This is a genomic window from Alcaligenes sp. EGD-AK7 (genome assembly GCF_000465875.3).
Taxonomy (GTDB): domain Bacteria; phylum Pseudomonadota; class Gammaproteobacteria; order Burkholderiales; family Burkholderiaceae_B; genus Alcaligenes; species Alcaligenes phenolicus.
In genome coordinates this window covers 189,458-203,295 of sequence record NZ_AVOG02000056.1, presented here as the reverse complement: position 1 = coordinate 203,295, position 13,838 = coordinate 189,458, and the positions used below count along the sequence as shown (strand labels likewise).

Below are 13,838 nucleotides of genomic sequence, written 5' to 3'. Positions count from 1 at the left end.
GTTCGATGAAAAAAGCGCAGCAAAAAATGCTGCGCTTTTTTTGTTTCTATAGAGTCTGAAGCTGTCCAGAAAAGAGAGCATCTTTGGGCAAGGACCTGTTTGAACCTGAATCGGTGTGGCCTTTTCTTGAGGGGGAGCCGCTAGTCGGAGGGCGAGTCAGGGTTCTGGCCGCAGGCTCTTGAGCTATCCAGGATACAAGCCCCGTGCTGTTTGAGCGCGACGCTTATAGCTCGTCCGGGGGACGAGCTATCGCGCGAGTTCACGGGGCGCCTGGATAGCTCAAGAGACAAGGGTACCCGTGCGCAGCACGGGCCAGGGCCCCGCCTGCCGACTAGCGGCTCCCCCTCAAGAAAACTGAGGCATTCTTTACTAAAGGCTGAAACAGAGGCGGTTTTTTAAAAATACGGAGAGTGCCAATAGTTACCTTGAACACTTGAACACTTGAACACTTGAACACTTGAACACTTGAACACTTGAACACTTGAACCCAGATTTTGCGACGGCTTTTACCCCCTCGCCAACAACAGCGATATCTGACAGGTTCCCGAAATAAAAAAGGACGCCTACTGGCGTCCTTTCCTTAACCTTTAACAAGCAAACAATCCAATCTCAAATCCTACAAAGTCGCATTACCCTTGCTCTTGCGCTTGAAAATCTTCCACAAGGCCCCAGCCACGACAGGCACCGCGGCAGCCGCAATACCAATCAGCACGATGGTATTCAAATGCGCCTTGATGAAAGGCACATTGCCAAAGAAGTAGCCCAAGGTAATCAAGCTGCAAATCCACAGCACCGCGCCGGTAATGTTGTACATCTGAAAGCGCATGGCATTCATATGGCCCACACCCGCTACAAAAGGCGCAAAAGTACGGAACAAAGGCAGGAAGCGGGAAATGACGATGGTCTTGCCACCATGCTTTTCATAAAAAGCATGGGTTTTGACCAGAGCACGACGATCCAGGAATCGGGATTCCTGGGTAAAGACTTTCGGGCCTATATACCGCCCCACGTGATAGTTCACGGTATTACCCAGCACGGCTGCCACGATCAGCAGGCCACCCAGCATGACCGGGTCCAACATGCCCGAAGCGCCAAAGGCCCCGGCAATAAACAGCAGAGAATCGCCCGGCAGGAAGGGCAAAACCACAAGCCCGGTCTCGCCAAATATAATCAAGAACAGAACAAGATAAATCCAGGCTCCATACTGCTCGACCCACACACCCAGGTACTGGTCAATATGAAGGATCATGCTGAGTAAATCGGGCATAGTTCCACACCAAAATAACAATCCAGCCAGTCCAATACTGGCCAGACCGACACCATAGAGCAAGCGGTTAAAATAAGCCGCTACCGTTTGAAACCCGTTGAACGTGTAATGTTCAACCCTGAATACACACAAGGCCAGCCGCCCTATGTCATCAAGACGCCGTATTATCCCACTCCCGGACCTGCTTGTAAGCCAAATTGCGGCCGGTGAAGTTATCGAGCGCCCGGCATCTGTCCTGAAGGAATTGCTGGAAAACGCGATTGACGCCGGAGCCAGTGCCATCGAGATTCGCCTGGACGGCGGCGGCATACGCCGCATCTCTGTCAGCGACGATGGCCACGGCATCACCCAGGAAGAACTCCCCTTGGCCCTGCTGCAACATGCCACCAGCAAGATTCGCTCGCTGGAAGAGCTGGAGTCCGTGGCCTCCATGGGCTTTCGGGGGGAAGCCCTGCCCTCAATTGCCTCGGTAGCCCGTCTGACGATCAACTCGCGCACTCAGGACGACCCGCACGCCTGGGAGTACTCGCTGGGCCAAGCTGAACCCCAGCCCGCCTCCGGGCAGATTGGCACGCATGTGGATGTACGCCAGCTGTTTGACGAGATCCCCGCCCGTCGCAAGTTTTTGCGCACGGAAGGCACGGAGTACGGCCACTGCGTGACCGCGCTGGAGCGCATCGCCCTGGCGCAGCCGCAAATCGCTTTCCGCCTGTTTCACAATGACAAGCCCCAACGCCACTGGCGCAGCGGCACACTGGAGCAACGCCTGCTGGATATCTTGGGCAAAGAGTTTATTGAGCAAAGCCTGCCTGTCGCCCAGGAACAAGGCCTGATCAGCTTGCGCGGTCTGGTGATTCACCCCGCCCATGCTCGCCCCAGTGCAGACAAACAGTTCCTGTTCGTGAATGGCCGTTTTGTGCGTGATCGTACTGTGTCACATGCTATACGCAGTGCTTATGCCGATGTACTGCATGGAGATCGCCAGCCTGCCTATGCCTTGTTTCTGGACATTGCCCCATCCACGCTGGATGTGAACGTACACCCCGCCAAGCACGAGGTTCGCTTCCGTGACAGCGGTGCCGTCTACCGCTTTGTGCTGCAGTCTGTTGGACAAACCCTGGCGCAAGGTAGCATGGCCGGGGAAACGCCAGTTGCCGCCATGCCTTTGCCTGAAGGCGCTACCCAGCCTCCTGTAACGGGCACACCCTACCCTTCGGCCACGCCTGGCACACCCAGCAGCTCCTACACCAGCAGCGAACCCGCCATGCCGTATAGCCATCCGGCCCGCCAAGGCTGGCAATCCAGTTTCAGCCTGCGCGAGCCATCTGGTGGCGGCAATGTCGACTGGAAAAGCATGTATCGCCCGATTGAACCTGCTCCCAGCAACACGCCAGTCACCAGCTATCAAAGCGAGGCAGACAGCACAACGGACGAGTTTCCCTTGGGCATGGCCCTGGGGCAGTTACACGGCATCTATATTCTGTCCGAAACCCGTCAGGGCATGATTCTGGTGGACATGCACGCCGCACATGAACGCGTGGTCTACGAACAATTGAAGCAGGCTCTGGATGGCCGCGAACTGCCTCGTCAGGATCTGCTGGTGCCGGTCGTATTCAGTTGCTCGGAAAGTGATATCGCCTTGCTGGATGAGCATCAGGAAACCCTGGCCGATCTAGGCCTGAGCATGAACCCGGCAGGCCCCACCACCATGGCCGTGCGTGCCGTCCCCGCCCTCCTGGCCCAAGGCGATATCGAATCGCTGGCCCGTGCCGTACTGCGCGATCTGGCCCAGGTAGGCTCGTCACGCCACCTGGATGAGCAACGCAACGAACTGCTCTCCACCATGGCCTGCCACGGCGCCGTACGCGCCAATCGTCGCCTGAGCATCCCCGAGATGAACGCCCTGCTTCGCAAGATGGAACAAACTGACCGGGCCGACCTGTGTAATCACGGCCGCCCCACCTGGTTCCAATGGAAGCTCAGCGAGCTGGACAAACTTTTTATGCGTGGACAATGAACGATTTACCCATTCTGTGCCTGGCTGGCCCGACGGCCAGTGGCAAAAGCGCAAGCACGCATATCCTGGCGCAACACTGGCCGATTGAAGTGATTGTGATGGACTCGGCCACGATTTACCGTGACATGGACATTGGCACCGCCAAACCCAGCGCCGAAGAACAAGCCGCTATCCCCCACCACTTGCTGGATATACGCGACCCGGTAGAGAGTTACTCAGCCGCAGAGTTCGCCACCGACGCAACCCGTCTTATTCAAGAAATCCGGGCGCGCGGGCATTACCCTGTGCTATGTGGCGGCACCATGCTGTATTACAAAGCCTTGCGCGAAGGCTTGAACGATTTACCGCAGGCAGACCCTGCCATTCGCCAGCAACTGGATGAGCGTGCCCAGGAAATTGGCTGGCCCGGCATGCACGAGGAACTGACCCGCATCGACCCGGTGACAGCTGCCCGGCTGGCTCCCCGCGACAGCCAGCGCATTCAACGTGCGCTGGAGATTTTCCATATCAGCGGCAAGACCATGAGCGACTGGCTCAAGGACAAAGCCCAGCCGCAAGAAGAGAGCCACCAGTACGTCACCATGAGCCTGGAGCCAGAAGATAGATCCTGGCTGCATAAGCGCATTGCGGCTCGCTATCACGACATGATCGCGCAAGGGCTGCTGCAGGAAGTGGAGAAGCTGTACCAGCGCCCTGATTTACATCCCGGTCTGCCCTCCATTCGCTGTGTGGGCTATCGGCAACTGTGGTCGTATCTGGACGGCGAAGTCAGCCTGGACGTGGCGATCGAACAGGCGATTGCCGCGACTCGCCAACTAGCCAAACGTCAATTGACCTGGCTACGCTCCGAACCCGAGCGTCTGCAATTCAACTGCCAGAGCCCGCAAGCCGCCGAGCAGATTGTGCAAGCGGCACGCCAGATCTGGCCAGCCTGATACATCAGGCTCGCTCGTAGGAACGGCCCCTTGACGGCCGGATGGTATCCGACTGCCAAGGGGCCCCGTTCAAAGAAACCGTTTTTTTACCCGAGACGCCTCTTACACCGAAGCGCTGCTCAGCTTGGGCAAGACTTTGGTACGCATGGCCACGTATTGGAACGCCCCCCCCAACAAAGCGCCGATCAGCCAGCCGTAACCTGCCATATTCGCCAGCGCAGGCACCCAGACGGTCGCTACCGAGAACACCGCCGCCAGGAAGAAAGCGGCCATTGCACGCTTGTTCCAGCCATTCTGGAAGTAGTAGGTACCGCTTTCTGCCAGACTGAACAGATCCGACACCACGACACGCTGTTTGCGGATCAAGTAGAAGTCCACAATCATGATGCCGTACAAGGGAGCCAGCAAGGCGCCCAAGGTATCCACAAAACCCGTAATGCCGATAGCGCTGATCAAGGGCAGCCACAAGGCACCGATAAAGAAAGCAATTACGGCTGTCAGAATGCCGCCCATCTTGGCAGAGATCAGCTCGGGCTTGAGGTTGGCCAAATCAAAGGCCGGTGGAATGAAGTTCGCCACCAGGTTGATACCCACGGTTGCGGCAAAGAAGGTCAAAGCCGCGATCACCGTTAAAGCCAGACTATCGACGCGATCCACAATATCGGTAGGGTTGGTCAAGGTTTCGCCAAACAACACAGCTGTACCGGCGGTAATGAACAAGGCCAGGAAGGAGAACACGGCCAGGCTGACAGGCAAGCCCATGAAGTTACCGATACGCATGCTGCGCTCGTCTTTCACAAAGCGCGAGAAGTCGCCGTAGTTGATCACAACGGCAGCAAAGTACGCCACCATAGTGCCCACCACCGCACCAAAGGCCATCAAGGGTCCGCCTTCGTAAGAACCTTTACCGGCAAAGATCTCGCCCACTTTATCGAGCAAACCACCGCCGGCCTTGTACCAGATCACGGCCAGCAAGGCGAACATCACCAGATACACCAAAGGACCCGCCCAGTTCAAGAAGCGCGTAATCCACTTCATGCCCATCAGGAAAATACCCAGCTGCAGGATGCAGACCACCACGTAAGACACCCAGCCCACCCAATCCAGCCCCAGGAACAAGGCTCCGCCAGGGTGGTCCAGCAAGGCATTGAACAACAGAGCCAAGGCCGTGGAGGCAAAGTAAGTCTGCACGCCGTACCAGAAGATAGCCACAATCCCACGCACCAGGGCAGGGAACTTGGCGCCCTTCACCCCCATGCTGATACGGGCAATCACAGGATAGGGAACGCCATACAGCACGCTGGGTTTACCGCTCAGATTCACCAGCCCCATCACAATAAAACCGGCCAGCAAGATGCCAGCAAATACGGCCCAACCATTCAGACCATAAGAAATGAACAAGGTGGCGGCCAAGGTGTAGCCAAACAGACTTTGAATATCGTTCGACCAGACGTTGAAAATCTCGAACCAGCCCCACAAGCGTTTTTGTCGTGGCAAAGGCGCCAAGTCTTCGTTGTGCAAAGCAGGATGCGGGTCTTTCAAGGATAAATCGCTGTGCTCCATTTTCTTCCCCCTAAGAAATTGCTTCTAACATTTCAGCTGAAATTTCTATGTGCTTGCCGCTACTGTAGGAGCCTTGCTGATCGGGGAACATTATGGAATGTACGAGTAATACCTAAATTCGGATTAGCTCGAAAAACGACATAATCAAATCCATATAATATTTATTTGAAAATCAAATACATCAGATTCGATGCGGTAATACAGGGCAATTCAAAGCAGGAGGCAGGAATAAAAAAAGCCAGCTTGATGAGCTGGCTTTTTTACTGACGGAAAGATCAGAGGTTTTTAGACCACTTCGGTCTGTGCCTGACCTTCCTGACGCTCCAGGATTTCGCCCAATTGGTAGACGGTTTCGCCTTGCTCGGACAAAGTGGCGCTGATGGCGTCTGCCTTGTCTGCAGGAACAATGATGATCATGCCGATACCGCAGTTGAACACACGGTACATTTCTTCGTCGGCCACGTTACCGTTGCTTTGCAACCACTGGAACAAGGCAGGCATGGTCCAGGAATCGCGCTTCAGACGGGCAGTCAGGTGCTTTTGCAGAATGCGTGGCACGTTTTCCAGCAAGCCGCCGCCCGTGATGTGAGCCAGGCCCTTGATGTCCGCACCGTGGGCAGCCAAGGCAGCCAGTACGGATTTCACGTAGATGCGGGTGGGTTCCATGACCACGTCAGCCAAAGGACGGCCATCAAGCTCGTCGGTAGGCTTGGCGTTGGCGTGCTTGAGAATCTTGCGAATCAGGGAGTAACCGTTGGAGTGGGCACCGCTGGAAGCCAGACCCAGAACCACGTCACCAGGAACAATGGACTTGCCATCGATAATGCGCGATTTTTCTACCGCTCCCACTGCAAAACCGGCCAGGTCGTACTCGCCTTCGGGGTACATGCCGGGCATCTCTGCCGTTTCACCACCGATCAGGGCACAAGCGGACAGTTCACAACCCTTGGCAATGCCGCCAACTACTTGAGCAGCCGTGTCGACCGACAGCTTGCCGCAGGCAAAGTAATCCAGAAAGTACAAGGGTTCTGCGCCCTGGACTAGAATGTCGTTGACACTCATGGCCACCAGGTCTATACCCACAGTGTCGTGGCGCTGCCAGTCAAATGCCAGGCGTAGTTTGGTACCAACACCGTCGGTGCCGGACACCAGAACGGGCTCTTTAAGGTGGGTAGGCACTTCAAACAAAGCGCCAAAGCCTCCGATTCCAGCCATGACGCCTGCACGCATGGTTTTGGCAGCCAGTGGTTTAATACGATCGACCAGGGCATCGCCCGCGTCGATATCCACGCCTGCATCGCGGTAGGTCAAGGAAACAGAAGTAGTGTTTTTCATGGGAAAAGCCGTGGGATATGTGAAAATTGCGAGTTGGACGAAATTGTACGACACATGACCGAGCAACTGATTCTGGATATATCTCCAGCACCGCCTGCCTCTTTGGACAACTTTGTTGCCGGAGCGAATCAGGCTGCGTTGCAGGCTCTGCGTCAATGCAGTCCAGGACGCGCGGTTTACCTGTGGGGACCGCCCGGCGCAGGTCGAACACATCTGCTGCGGGCGATGGCCAGTCAAGACGACAGCCGCTATTTTAGTTCAGATACACCCTCCCAGCCCATCTTTGACATCGCCACGGATGACAAAGCTCCTCCAAGCCTGCTGGCCATCGACGATATCGAACGTTTTGACGAGCACGGACAGGCTGCCGTATTTGCACTGTACAATCGCTGGCGCGAGTCGGCCACCCGGCCTGACGCCTTCACGCTGCTGGTCTCCGGCGACCGGGCCCCCAAAACCATGTCCGTGCGCGAGGACTTGCGCACTCGCCTGGGCTGGGACCTGGTATTCAGGCTGGAATACCTGTCGGACGCCCATCGGGCCGAAGCCATGCAACAGCGAGCCGCTGCCCGCGGTCTGCAGCTGCAAGCGGAAGTGCTCAGCTGGATACTGACTCACTACGATCGCGATATGAACCGCTTGAGCGCACTGATCGATGCGCTGGACAATTATTCACTGGTAAAGAAACGCCCCATCACTTTACCCCTGCTCAAAGAACTTCTGGCCAACAGCCAGACCCAATCTTCTAGTTGAGTCATGACTGCTTCTTCTTTTATTGCCCTGTTTGATCTGGACCACACTCTGCTTCCTTTAGATAGCGATTACCAGTGGGCTGACTTCCTGGCCCGTACCGGCCGCGTCGGTGACCCCGCTGAAGCCATTCGTCTGAATGAAGACCTGATGGAACGCTATAACCAGGGATTGCTGACGGCCGAGGAATCGGCCGAATTCATGTTGGGCCTGCTCACCAATGCCAGCCAGGAAGAGTTGCTGGCCTGGCAGGACGAATTCATGCAGGCCGTGATCCTGCCCTCGATCAGCCCCGCTGCACGCGAACTGTTGGCCCAGCATCAGGACCAAGGCCATCTGGTGGCGATCGTGACCGCTACCAACGAATTCGTGACGCGTCCCATAGCGGCTGCATTGGGCGTAGACCACCTGATCGCGACCACCCCCGAAATGAAAGACGGCCGCTACACCGGCAAGATCAGCGGCGTGCCCAGCTTTCAGGCTGGCAAGATCACCCGTGTAGAACAGTGGCTGCAAACCATGGGCAAAACTTTGGCCGACTTCGAGCGCAGCTGGTTTTACAGCGATTCGCCCAACGATCTGCCCCTGATGGAAGTGGTGACCGACCCCGTGGCAACCAACCCCAGCGACAAGCTGCGTGCCGTGGCCACCGAACGTAATTGGGTCGTCATCGATTTGTTCGCTGACATGATGGACAGCAAATCGTAAAATCAGACGCATGCTCAAGCGAACAATAAAAACATTTGTCGACCGGCTGCTCAAACCAGCCAAAAGCGCGCGTCCCAAAGGGCCGCGCCGCTACACACGAGAAGAACATGGCATAGACCGGCGTCTGGTCTCGCGTCATGCCATCAAAGTGTGCGAGGTCCTGAACCACGAAGGCTATCAAGCCTATGTCGTGGGCGGCGCAGTGCGCGATTTGCTGGTGGGCCTGGAGCCCAAGGACTTTGACGTGGCGACCAACGCCACACCCGAGCAAATCCGCCCCCTGTTCCGTCGTGCCCGCATCATTGGCCGCCGCTTCCGCCTGGTTCACGTGGTGTTTGGCCAGGAAATCATCGAAACCTCGACTTTCCGGGCCGATGATAGCGGCAAGCAAACGGACGAACATGGCCGCATCCTGCGCGATAATGAGTACGGCACCATCGAAGACGATGCCGCACGCCGCGACTTCACACTGAACGCGCTGTACTACGATCCCCTGACTGAAACCGTCATCGACTACCACAACGGGGTAGCCGATCTGAAAGACCGTCAGGTACGCATTATTGGTGATGCGGAAACCCGCTATCGCGAAGACCCGGTGCGCATGCTGCGTGCCGTGCGCTTTGCCTCCAAGCTGGATGCCACCATTGAACCGGCAACGGATGCGCCCATTCGTTCCTTGTCGCGTCTGATCGAGAACGTACCCGAGTCCCGTCTGGCTGACGAAACACTCAAGCTGCTGAACTGCGGCCATGCCATGGACTGCATCCAGCGCCTGCAGGCGCTGGGTCTGCACAGCAAGCTCTTGCCCATGGTGGAACCGGTTCAACGCCTGCCCGGTGGCTCTGAATTCCTGGATATGGCCCTGGCCCGCACCGACACCCGCGTTCGTGCTGGCAAATCGGTCAGCCCCAGCTTTATCTATGCCTGCCTGCTCTGGAAGCTGGTCAAGCAAGAGTGGGAACGACGCAGTGCCCAGGACATGCATCCCCAGCAGGCCTTGCTGGAAGCCGCCGACCTGATCCTGGAAAAACAAAGCCGCATCATGCCGATTCAAAAGCGCTTCCAGTCGGATATGCGCGAAATCTGGTTCATGCAGCCCCGTTTTGAGCGCATCGCCAATCGCGCCATCTGGCGCATGACGGAACAACCTCGTTTCCGTGCCGCTGTGGATTTTTTACAACTACGCGCCGAAGCCAAAGAGGTGGATAGCGTGCAGGCGCAGTGGTGGATGGATCTGGCCGATGCTGGTGACGAAGAACGCAGCAATATGATTGCCGTGCGCAAACCTGCTGGCACCGCCGCTACCGGCTCGCGCAGCGGTCAGCGCCGTACCCGCCGCCGTCGCTCCAACGCCAAGCGCAGCAACGCAACGGGTGGAAGCGAATCGTGATTCCAGGCAGCACCACCGTTTTCGTCGCCATGGGCGCGAATCTGGGCGAAGCACGACAAACCCTGGAAACAGCAGCGGCTGAACTGGCCGCTACTGCTGGCATCCAGGATCTGACGCTGGCCCATTTCTACAGCACGGCTCCCGTCGATTCCAGTGGCCCGGATTACGTCAATACAGTCGTTCGCTTCACCTGCACCCTGGCTCCCGAGACCTTGCTGGACCGTCTGCAACACATCGAGCAAGAGCACGGCCGCACGCGCCTGTACCGTAATGCCCCCCGTACCCTGGATCTGGACTTGCTGCTTTACGGGCAAGAGCAGATCAACACGGAGCGGCTAATCGTACCCCACCCCCGCATGCATGAACGTGCTTTTGTGCTGGTACCGCTGGCTGATCTGGCTCCTGAACTTGAACTGGCCCAAGGCCACATCAGGGAGTTACTGATCAACGTGCAAGATCAGGAAATCAAGCAGCTGAGTTGATACCCGCGGCCAGGCCTGCGTCCGTAGCGGAGCCTGTCGCCAGCCGCCATCCCATTTGCAAGACCTGGGTAATACTGCTGACAATTTCCTCGCGGCGGGCCGCAGAGTCCACACGCAGCGCATACGAAGGATGCCAAGCTGCAATTACCCACGTCTGCCCCAAAAGAAACGGCTTGGCCAAATACTGAGCAAGCGGCACTTGGGTTCCCAGCAAAGCAGATAAGGCCGTCGCTCCCAAGGTGACGATGACAGCAGGTTCAAGACGCGCCAGCTCTTCTTGTAACCAGTGCCCACATGCCTGCACTTCGGCTTGAGAGGGGCTGACATGCAAACGCTGCTTGCCTCGCCCTTTCCATTTGAAATGCTTGACGGCATTGCTCAGATACAACGCATTGCGTTCAATACCGGCACGCTGCAAAGCCTGATCCAGAACCCGCCCTGCAGGACCGACAAAGACACGCCCTGCCAAATCCTCGTAATCACCGGGTTGCTCGCCCAGCAACATCATACGCGCTGTTGCCGGGCCTTCTCCCGGCACTGCTTGCGTAGCGTGCTCCCAAAGGCCGCAGCGACGACAGGCTTCCAGTACAGACGGTTCACTGCGGTAAGGCTGTGCGCTGTGGGCCTCCACCGCGACTGACTTGCCCGGCATCCGGGCTACCGCACTAAACTGCCCCACTCGCCGGGCGCCATTACGGGCCTCGCTAATCATGGCGGGAATCAAGCTGGCTTCGGGCAGGCCTTTCCAGAATCGCACTGGCATGCTCTGCTGGAGAGCGGTTTCATTCAGCCGAGCGGGATTGAAAATGCTTTGGTAATAGCGCAGCCACAAGGCCTCCACCTGATCATCGGCCGGGCCAGCCCGTAACGCCTCTATATTGTCAGGGGCATCCTGCAGCTGCAGATTCCGACCATCCCACAGTGCAAGCCCTTGCGGCGTCGCGATACACCACGACGTGCCCCCCATGCGTTTGGAGAAATAGTCTGCAATCCACTCCAGCACATCATGCTCGGGTTCAAACCAGGCCCAGTACTCGGGCTGCATGCCCTTGCCACAATGGCGGAACCGTACATAAGCCATCATGTCGTGTTTTTCCTTGCGTACCGCTTTGGCCATCTCGTACAGACGGGCACCATCTTCGTCTGCTACAGACTCCACACTGCGATCACCCTGATGCCAGCGCCACAGGACACGGTAAAGCAAAGCCCAACGCGCCGGCGCACGACACAGGGCCGCATCCTGCAGCAAGGCAGCCAGCCCTTTGGAAATACGCACAGACACACTGGAAACGGGCTGCTGCGCCTGGGGCTCTTGCAAGGAAACAGGCGGGGAAAGCGGCGTATGGAGTGCTTCATACTCCAACCCGATTTGCTGCCCTTGCCGCCCCGAAGCCGGGCTTGCTTCTGCCCAACAAAGCTCCTCCGGCGACCAGCCCTCGGCCAACGCGCGTAATGCCTGCTCGCGCCAGGCCAGATAACCGCCGTTCACCATCAGAGTCATCATGACTGTTGGCTCCTGCTGCCAGAAAGAAGCAAGGTCGTCACACAAGGAGGATTCATAGCAAGCTCAGTTGCTGCGGATTGCTCGAGAGCATGCGTCGCAGCTTGTCTGACGCGGCTTCAGCAAGGCCGGGACGGTAATCCTGGACCACTACAAACGGCTGCAATGTTTTGATGGAACAACGCAAACGGATCAAGTCCTGATATCGGATCGCCCGCATCTGACGAAGCTCGACCAGGCGCTTGGCATTGCGTATGCCTATACCCGGAACACGCGCAATCAGACGCTCGGGCGCCCTATTCAGATCTACCGGAAAAACCGCTCGATTGGACAAGGCCCAAGACAGCTTGGGATCAATATCCAAGGGTAAATCGCCCTTATCCTGAAACAGCTCCTCGGCCCGGAAACCGTAGCTACGCAGCAGGAAATCGGCCTGATAAAGACGATGCTCCCGCAAGAGCGGCGGCGGCTGGGCTGGCAGCGCCGACGAACTGTCCGGGATGGGGCTGAATGCCGAGTAATACACCCGCTTGAGCTTGTAGGCTCCGTACAAGGTCTGCGCCGTTTGCAAGATATTGCGGTCATCCGCTGCATCCGCACCGACAATCATTTGTGTACTTTGCCCGGCAGGCACTTTAGGCCGCTTCTCCTCCTGAGCCTGTTCCTGGGACAGACGAATGACGCCCATGGCGCGCTTGATCGTATGCCCACTTTTCTCGGGCGCAAGACGGCTCAGGCCAGCGTCTGTGGGAAGCTCGATGTTGACGCTGAGGCGGTCTGCATAAAGACCAGCCAACGTAATCAGCTGGGGATCTGCATCAGGAATGGTTTTAAGGTGGATATAGCCGCGAAAATGGTGATCTTCGCGCAAGGAGCGCGCCACCTCGACCAGGCTCTCCATGGTGTAGTCCGAACTTCGTATGATGCCCGAGCTCAGAAACAGACCATCTATATAATTACGCCGATAAAAATCCAGCGTCAGATCAACCACTTCGGCAGGCCGAAAACGCGCGCGTGGCACGTTGCTGGAGCGCCGGTTCACGCAATACAGGCAGTCATACTGACAAAAATTGGTCAGCAGTATTTTGAGCAGCGATACGCAGCGCCCGTCAGGCGTAAAGCTATGACAGATGCCGGCCCCCGTACTGGCCCCAAGACCCGTACGCCCACGGGAATCCCGTTTGGGCGCGGCACTGCTGGCGCAAGAGGCATCGTACTTTGCCGCGTCGGCCAGAATTTCGAGTTTGCGCGATAGCTCCATGATCGAAATACTGTATATAAAAACAGCATTATACAGTTTTCGCTCAAGGCGTCACTTATCCAGAAAACGTTCAAAGAGGGCAAGCGGCCTGGCCTGTCCGGCAAAGGACAAGCCAGGCAAACCAGCTCAAGCTAAAGGATCACGCGTCCAAAAGCTTGATCAAGGCCTCTTGATGATTGGATCGAGCTTCCAGCAATTGCCGCCCTTCTTCGGTCAACATGGCTATCAGGGGAGCGGGGAAAGGGGAAGGAGTCTGCGTCGTTTGCGGGATGGCTTGGACTAATCCCAGCGACTGTAATTGTTCAAAAACTGCTTGTTTCTTGTGCCAGGGGGTTTGGCGTAAGCGCACGAGCTCAAGAGTGTTCCAGATTGTGGGGTTGAGCTGCGGAATAGTGATGGAGCGCTGAAGTTGCGTCATACAAGGCCCTTAATTAAGACCACCCATACCGACGTTGTGTGCCCATAAGGGAGGTCAGCCAGAAAGCATCCCTATACCGTACAACATAACGATGTACAGAATATTTCAAGGAGTTCTGACAGACATCGTCGCAGCGCTCCTCCAAGACTCCAATAAGCAATAACCCGCGCTTGCGCCCTGGCAAACCCGGAAAAATCAGTCCGGGCCCGTT

Annotated in this window: 12 protein-coding genes; 6 read left to right on the top strand and 6 right to left on the bottom strand. The window is 56.9% G+C overall.

What is annotated here, in order from left to right:
* Positions 1-616 precede the first annotated feature (616 nt).
* On the bottom strand, positions 617-1,267 hold the full coding sequence (locus tag N879_RS16605) for a VTT domain-containing protein (RefSeq protein WP_009461283.1): 651 nt from the start codon (positions 1,265-1,267) through the stop codon (positions 617-619).
* Between the two features lie 145 nt (positions 1,268-1,412).
* On the opposite strand from N879_RS16605, the gene mutL reads away from it, so the two are divergent.
* Both mutL and miaA read left to right on the top strand, forming a co-directional pair.
* Entirely contained in the window at positions 1,413-3,284 is a 1,872-nt protein-coding gene (gene mutL, locus N879_RS16600; protein ID WP_022983478.1) for a DNA mismatch repair endonuclease MutL, read from the top strand.
* Positions 3,281-4,219 (top strand): tRNA (adenosine(37)-N6)-dimethylallyltransferase MiaA, encoded by a 939-nt coding sequence (gene miaA / locus N879_RS16595; RefSeq protein WP_009461282.1) that lies wholly within the window; start codon positions 3,281-3,283, stop codon positions 4,217-4,219. Before mutL ends, miaA begins: the two co-directional genes overlap by 4 nt.
* A gap of 102 nt (positions 4,220-4,321) precedes the next feature.
* On the opposite strand, the gene N879_RS16590 is transcribed toward miaA, so the two are convergent.
* Both N879_RS16590 and purM read right to left on the bottom strand, forming a co-directional pair.
* Positions 4,322-5,782 (bottom strand): NCS1 family nucleobase:cation symporter-1, encoded by a 1,461-nt coding sequence (locus N879_RS16590; protein ID WP_022983477.1) that lies wholly within the window; start codon positions 5,780-5,782, stop codon positions 4,322-4,324.
* 285 nt (positions 5,783-6,067) lie between these two features.
* Complete coding sequence (purM, locus tag N879_RS16585; protein ID WP_022983476.1) at positions 6,068-7,117, bottom strand: phosphoribosylformylglycinamidine cyclo-ligase; 1,050 nt, start codon at positions 7,115-7,117, stop codon at positions 6,068-6,070.
* A gap of 54 nt (positions 7,118-7,171) precedes the next feature.
* Between purM and hda the strand changes: the two genes are divergently transcribed.
* From hda to folK, 4 genes are read left to right on the top strand one after another with little or no spacing between them, the layout of a single operon-like run.
* On the top strand, positions 7,172-7,870 hold the full coding sequence (gene hda / locus N879_RS16580) for a DnaA regulatory inactivator Hda (protein WP_022983475.1): 699 nt from the start codon (positions 7,172-7,174) through the stop codon (positions 7,868-7,870).
* Between the two features lie 3 nt (positions 7,871-7,873).
* Positions 7,874-8,575, top strand: a complete 702-nt coding sequence (locus N879_RS16575; RefSeq protein ID WP_009461280.1) for an HAD family hydrolase — start codon at positions 7,874-7,876, stop codon at positions 8,573-8,575.
* Positions 8,576-8,585: 10 nt separating this feature from the next.
* Positions 8,586-9,965: a polynucleotide adenylyltransferase PcnB gene (pcnB, locus tag N879_RS16570; RefSeq protein WP_009461279.1), complete on the top strand. Its 1,380-nt coding sequence runs from the start codon at positions 8,586-8,588 to the stop codon at positions 9,963-9,965.
* Positions 9,966-9,994: 29 nt separating this feature from the next.
* Positions 9,995-10,447 carry a 2-amino-4-hydroxy-6-hydroxymethyldihydropteridine diphosphokinase gene (gene folK / locus N879_RS16565; RefSeq protein WP_039942399.1) on the top strand — a complete coding sequence of 151 codons (453 nt, stop codon included), beginning with the start codon at positions 9,995-9,997 and terminating at the stop codon, positions 10,445-10,447.
* Here the strand turns inward: folK and N879_RS16560 are convergent.
* From N879_RS16560 to N879_RS16550, 3 genes are all read right to left on the bottom strand, one after another.
* A complete protein-coding gene (locus N879_RS16560) occupies positions 10,431-11,951 on the bottom strand; it encodes a UdgX family uracil-DNA binding protein (protein ID WP_022983474.1) in 1,521 nt (506 codons plus the stop codon). The genes folK and N879_RS16560 overlap by 17 nt on opposite strands.
* A 52-nt stretch (positions 11,952-12,003) precedes the next feature.
* A complete protein-coding gene (locus tag N879_RS16555; protein ID WP_009461276.1) occupies positions 12,004-13,209 on the bottom strand; it encodes a putative DNA modification/repair radical SAM protein in 1,206 nt (401 codons plus the stop codon).
* 139 nt (positions 13,210-13,348) lie between these two features.
* The gene (locus N879_RS16550; RefSeq protein ID WP_022983473.1) at positions 13,349-13,627 is read right to left on the bottom strand and encodes a hypothetical protein; all 279 of its coding nucleotides are present in this window, start codon (positions 13,625-13,627) and stop codon (positions 13,349-13,351) included.
* Positions 13,628-13,838: the final 211 nt, after the last annotated feature.

Excerpts from the sequence above, each read along its gene's own strand:
- N879_RS16605 (WP_009461283.1), bottom strand. The coding sequence starts at position 1,267 with ATGCCCGATTTACTCAGCATGATCCTTCATATTGACCAGTACCTGGGT.
- hda (WP_022983475.1), top strand. The coding sequence starts at position 7,172 with ATGACCGAGCAACTGATTCTGGATATATCTCCAGCACCGCCTGCCTCT.
- miaA (WP_009461282.1), top strand. The coding sequence starts at position 3,281 with ATGAACGATTTACCCATTCTGTGCCTGGCTGGCCCGACGGCCAGTGGC.
- purM (WP_022983476.1), bottom strand. The coding sequence starts at position 7,117 with ATGAAAAACACTACTTCTGTTTCCTTGACCTACCGCGATGCAGGCGTG.
- mutL (WP_022983478.1), top strand. The coding sequence starts at position 1,413 with ATGTCATCAAGACGCCGTATTATCCCACTCCCGGACCTGCTTGTAAGC.
- N879_RS16575 (WP_009461280.1), top strand. The coding sequence starts at position 7,874 with ATGACTGCTTCTTCTTTTATTGCCCTGTTTGATCTGGACCACACTCTG.
- pcnB (WP_009461279.1), top strand. The coding sequence starts at position 8,586 with ATGCTCAAGCGAACAATAAAAACATTTGTCGACCGGCTGCTCAAACCA.
- N879_RS16550 (WP_022983473.1), bottom strand. The coding sequence starts at position 13,627 with ATGACGCAACTTCAGCGCTCCATCACTATTCCGCAGCTCAACCCCACA.
- N879_RS16590 (WP_022983477.1), bottom strand. The coding sequence starts at position 5,782 with ATGGAGCACAGCGATTTATCCTTGAAAGACCCGCATCCTGCTTTGCAC.
- N879_RS16560 (WP_022983474.1), bottom strand. The coding sequence starts at position 11,951 with ATGATGACTCTGATGGTGAACGGCGGTTATCTGGCCTGGCGCGAGCAG.
- N879_RS16555 (WP_009461276.1), bottom strand. The coding sequence starts at position 13,209 with ATGGAGCTATCGCGCAAACTCGAAATTCTGGCCGACGCGGCAAAGTAC.
- folK (WP_039942399.1), top strand. The coding sequence starts at position 9,995 with ATGGGCGCGAATCTGGGCGAAGCACGACAAACCCTGGAAACAGCAGCG.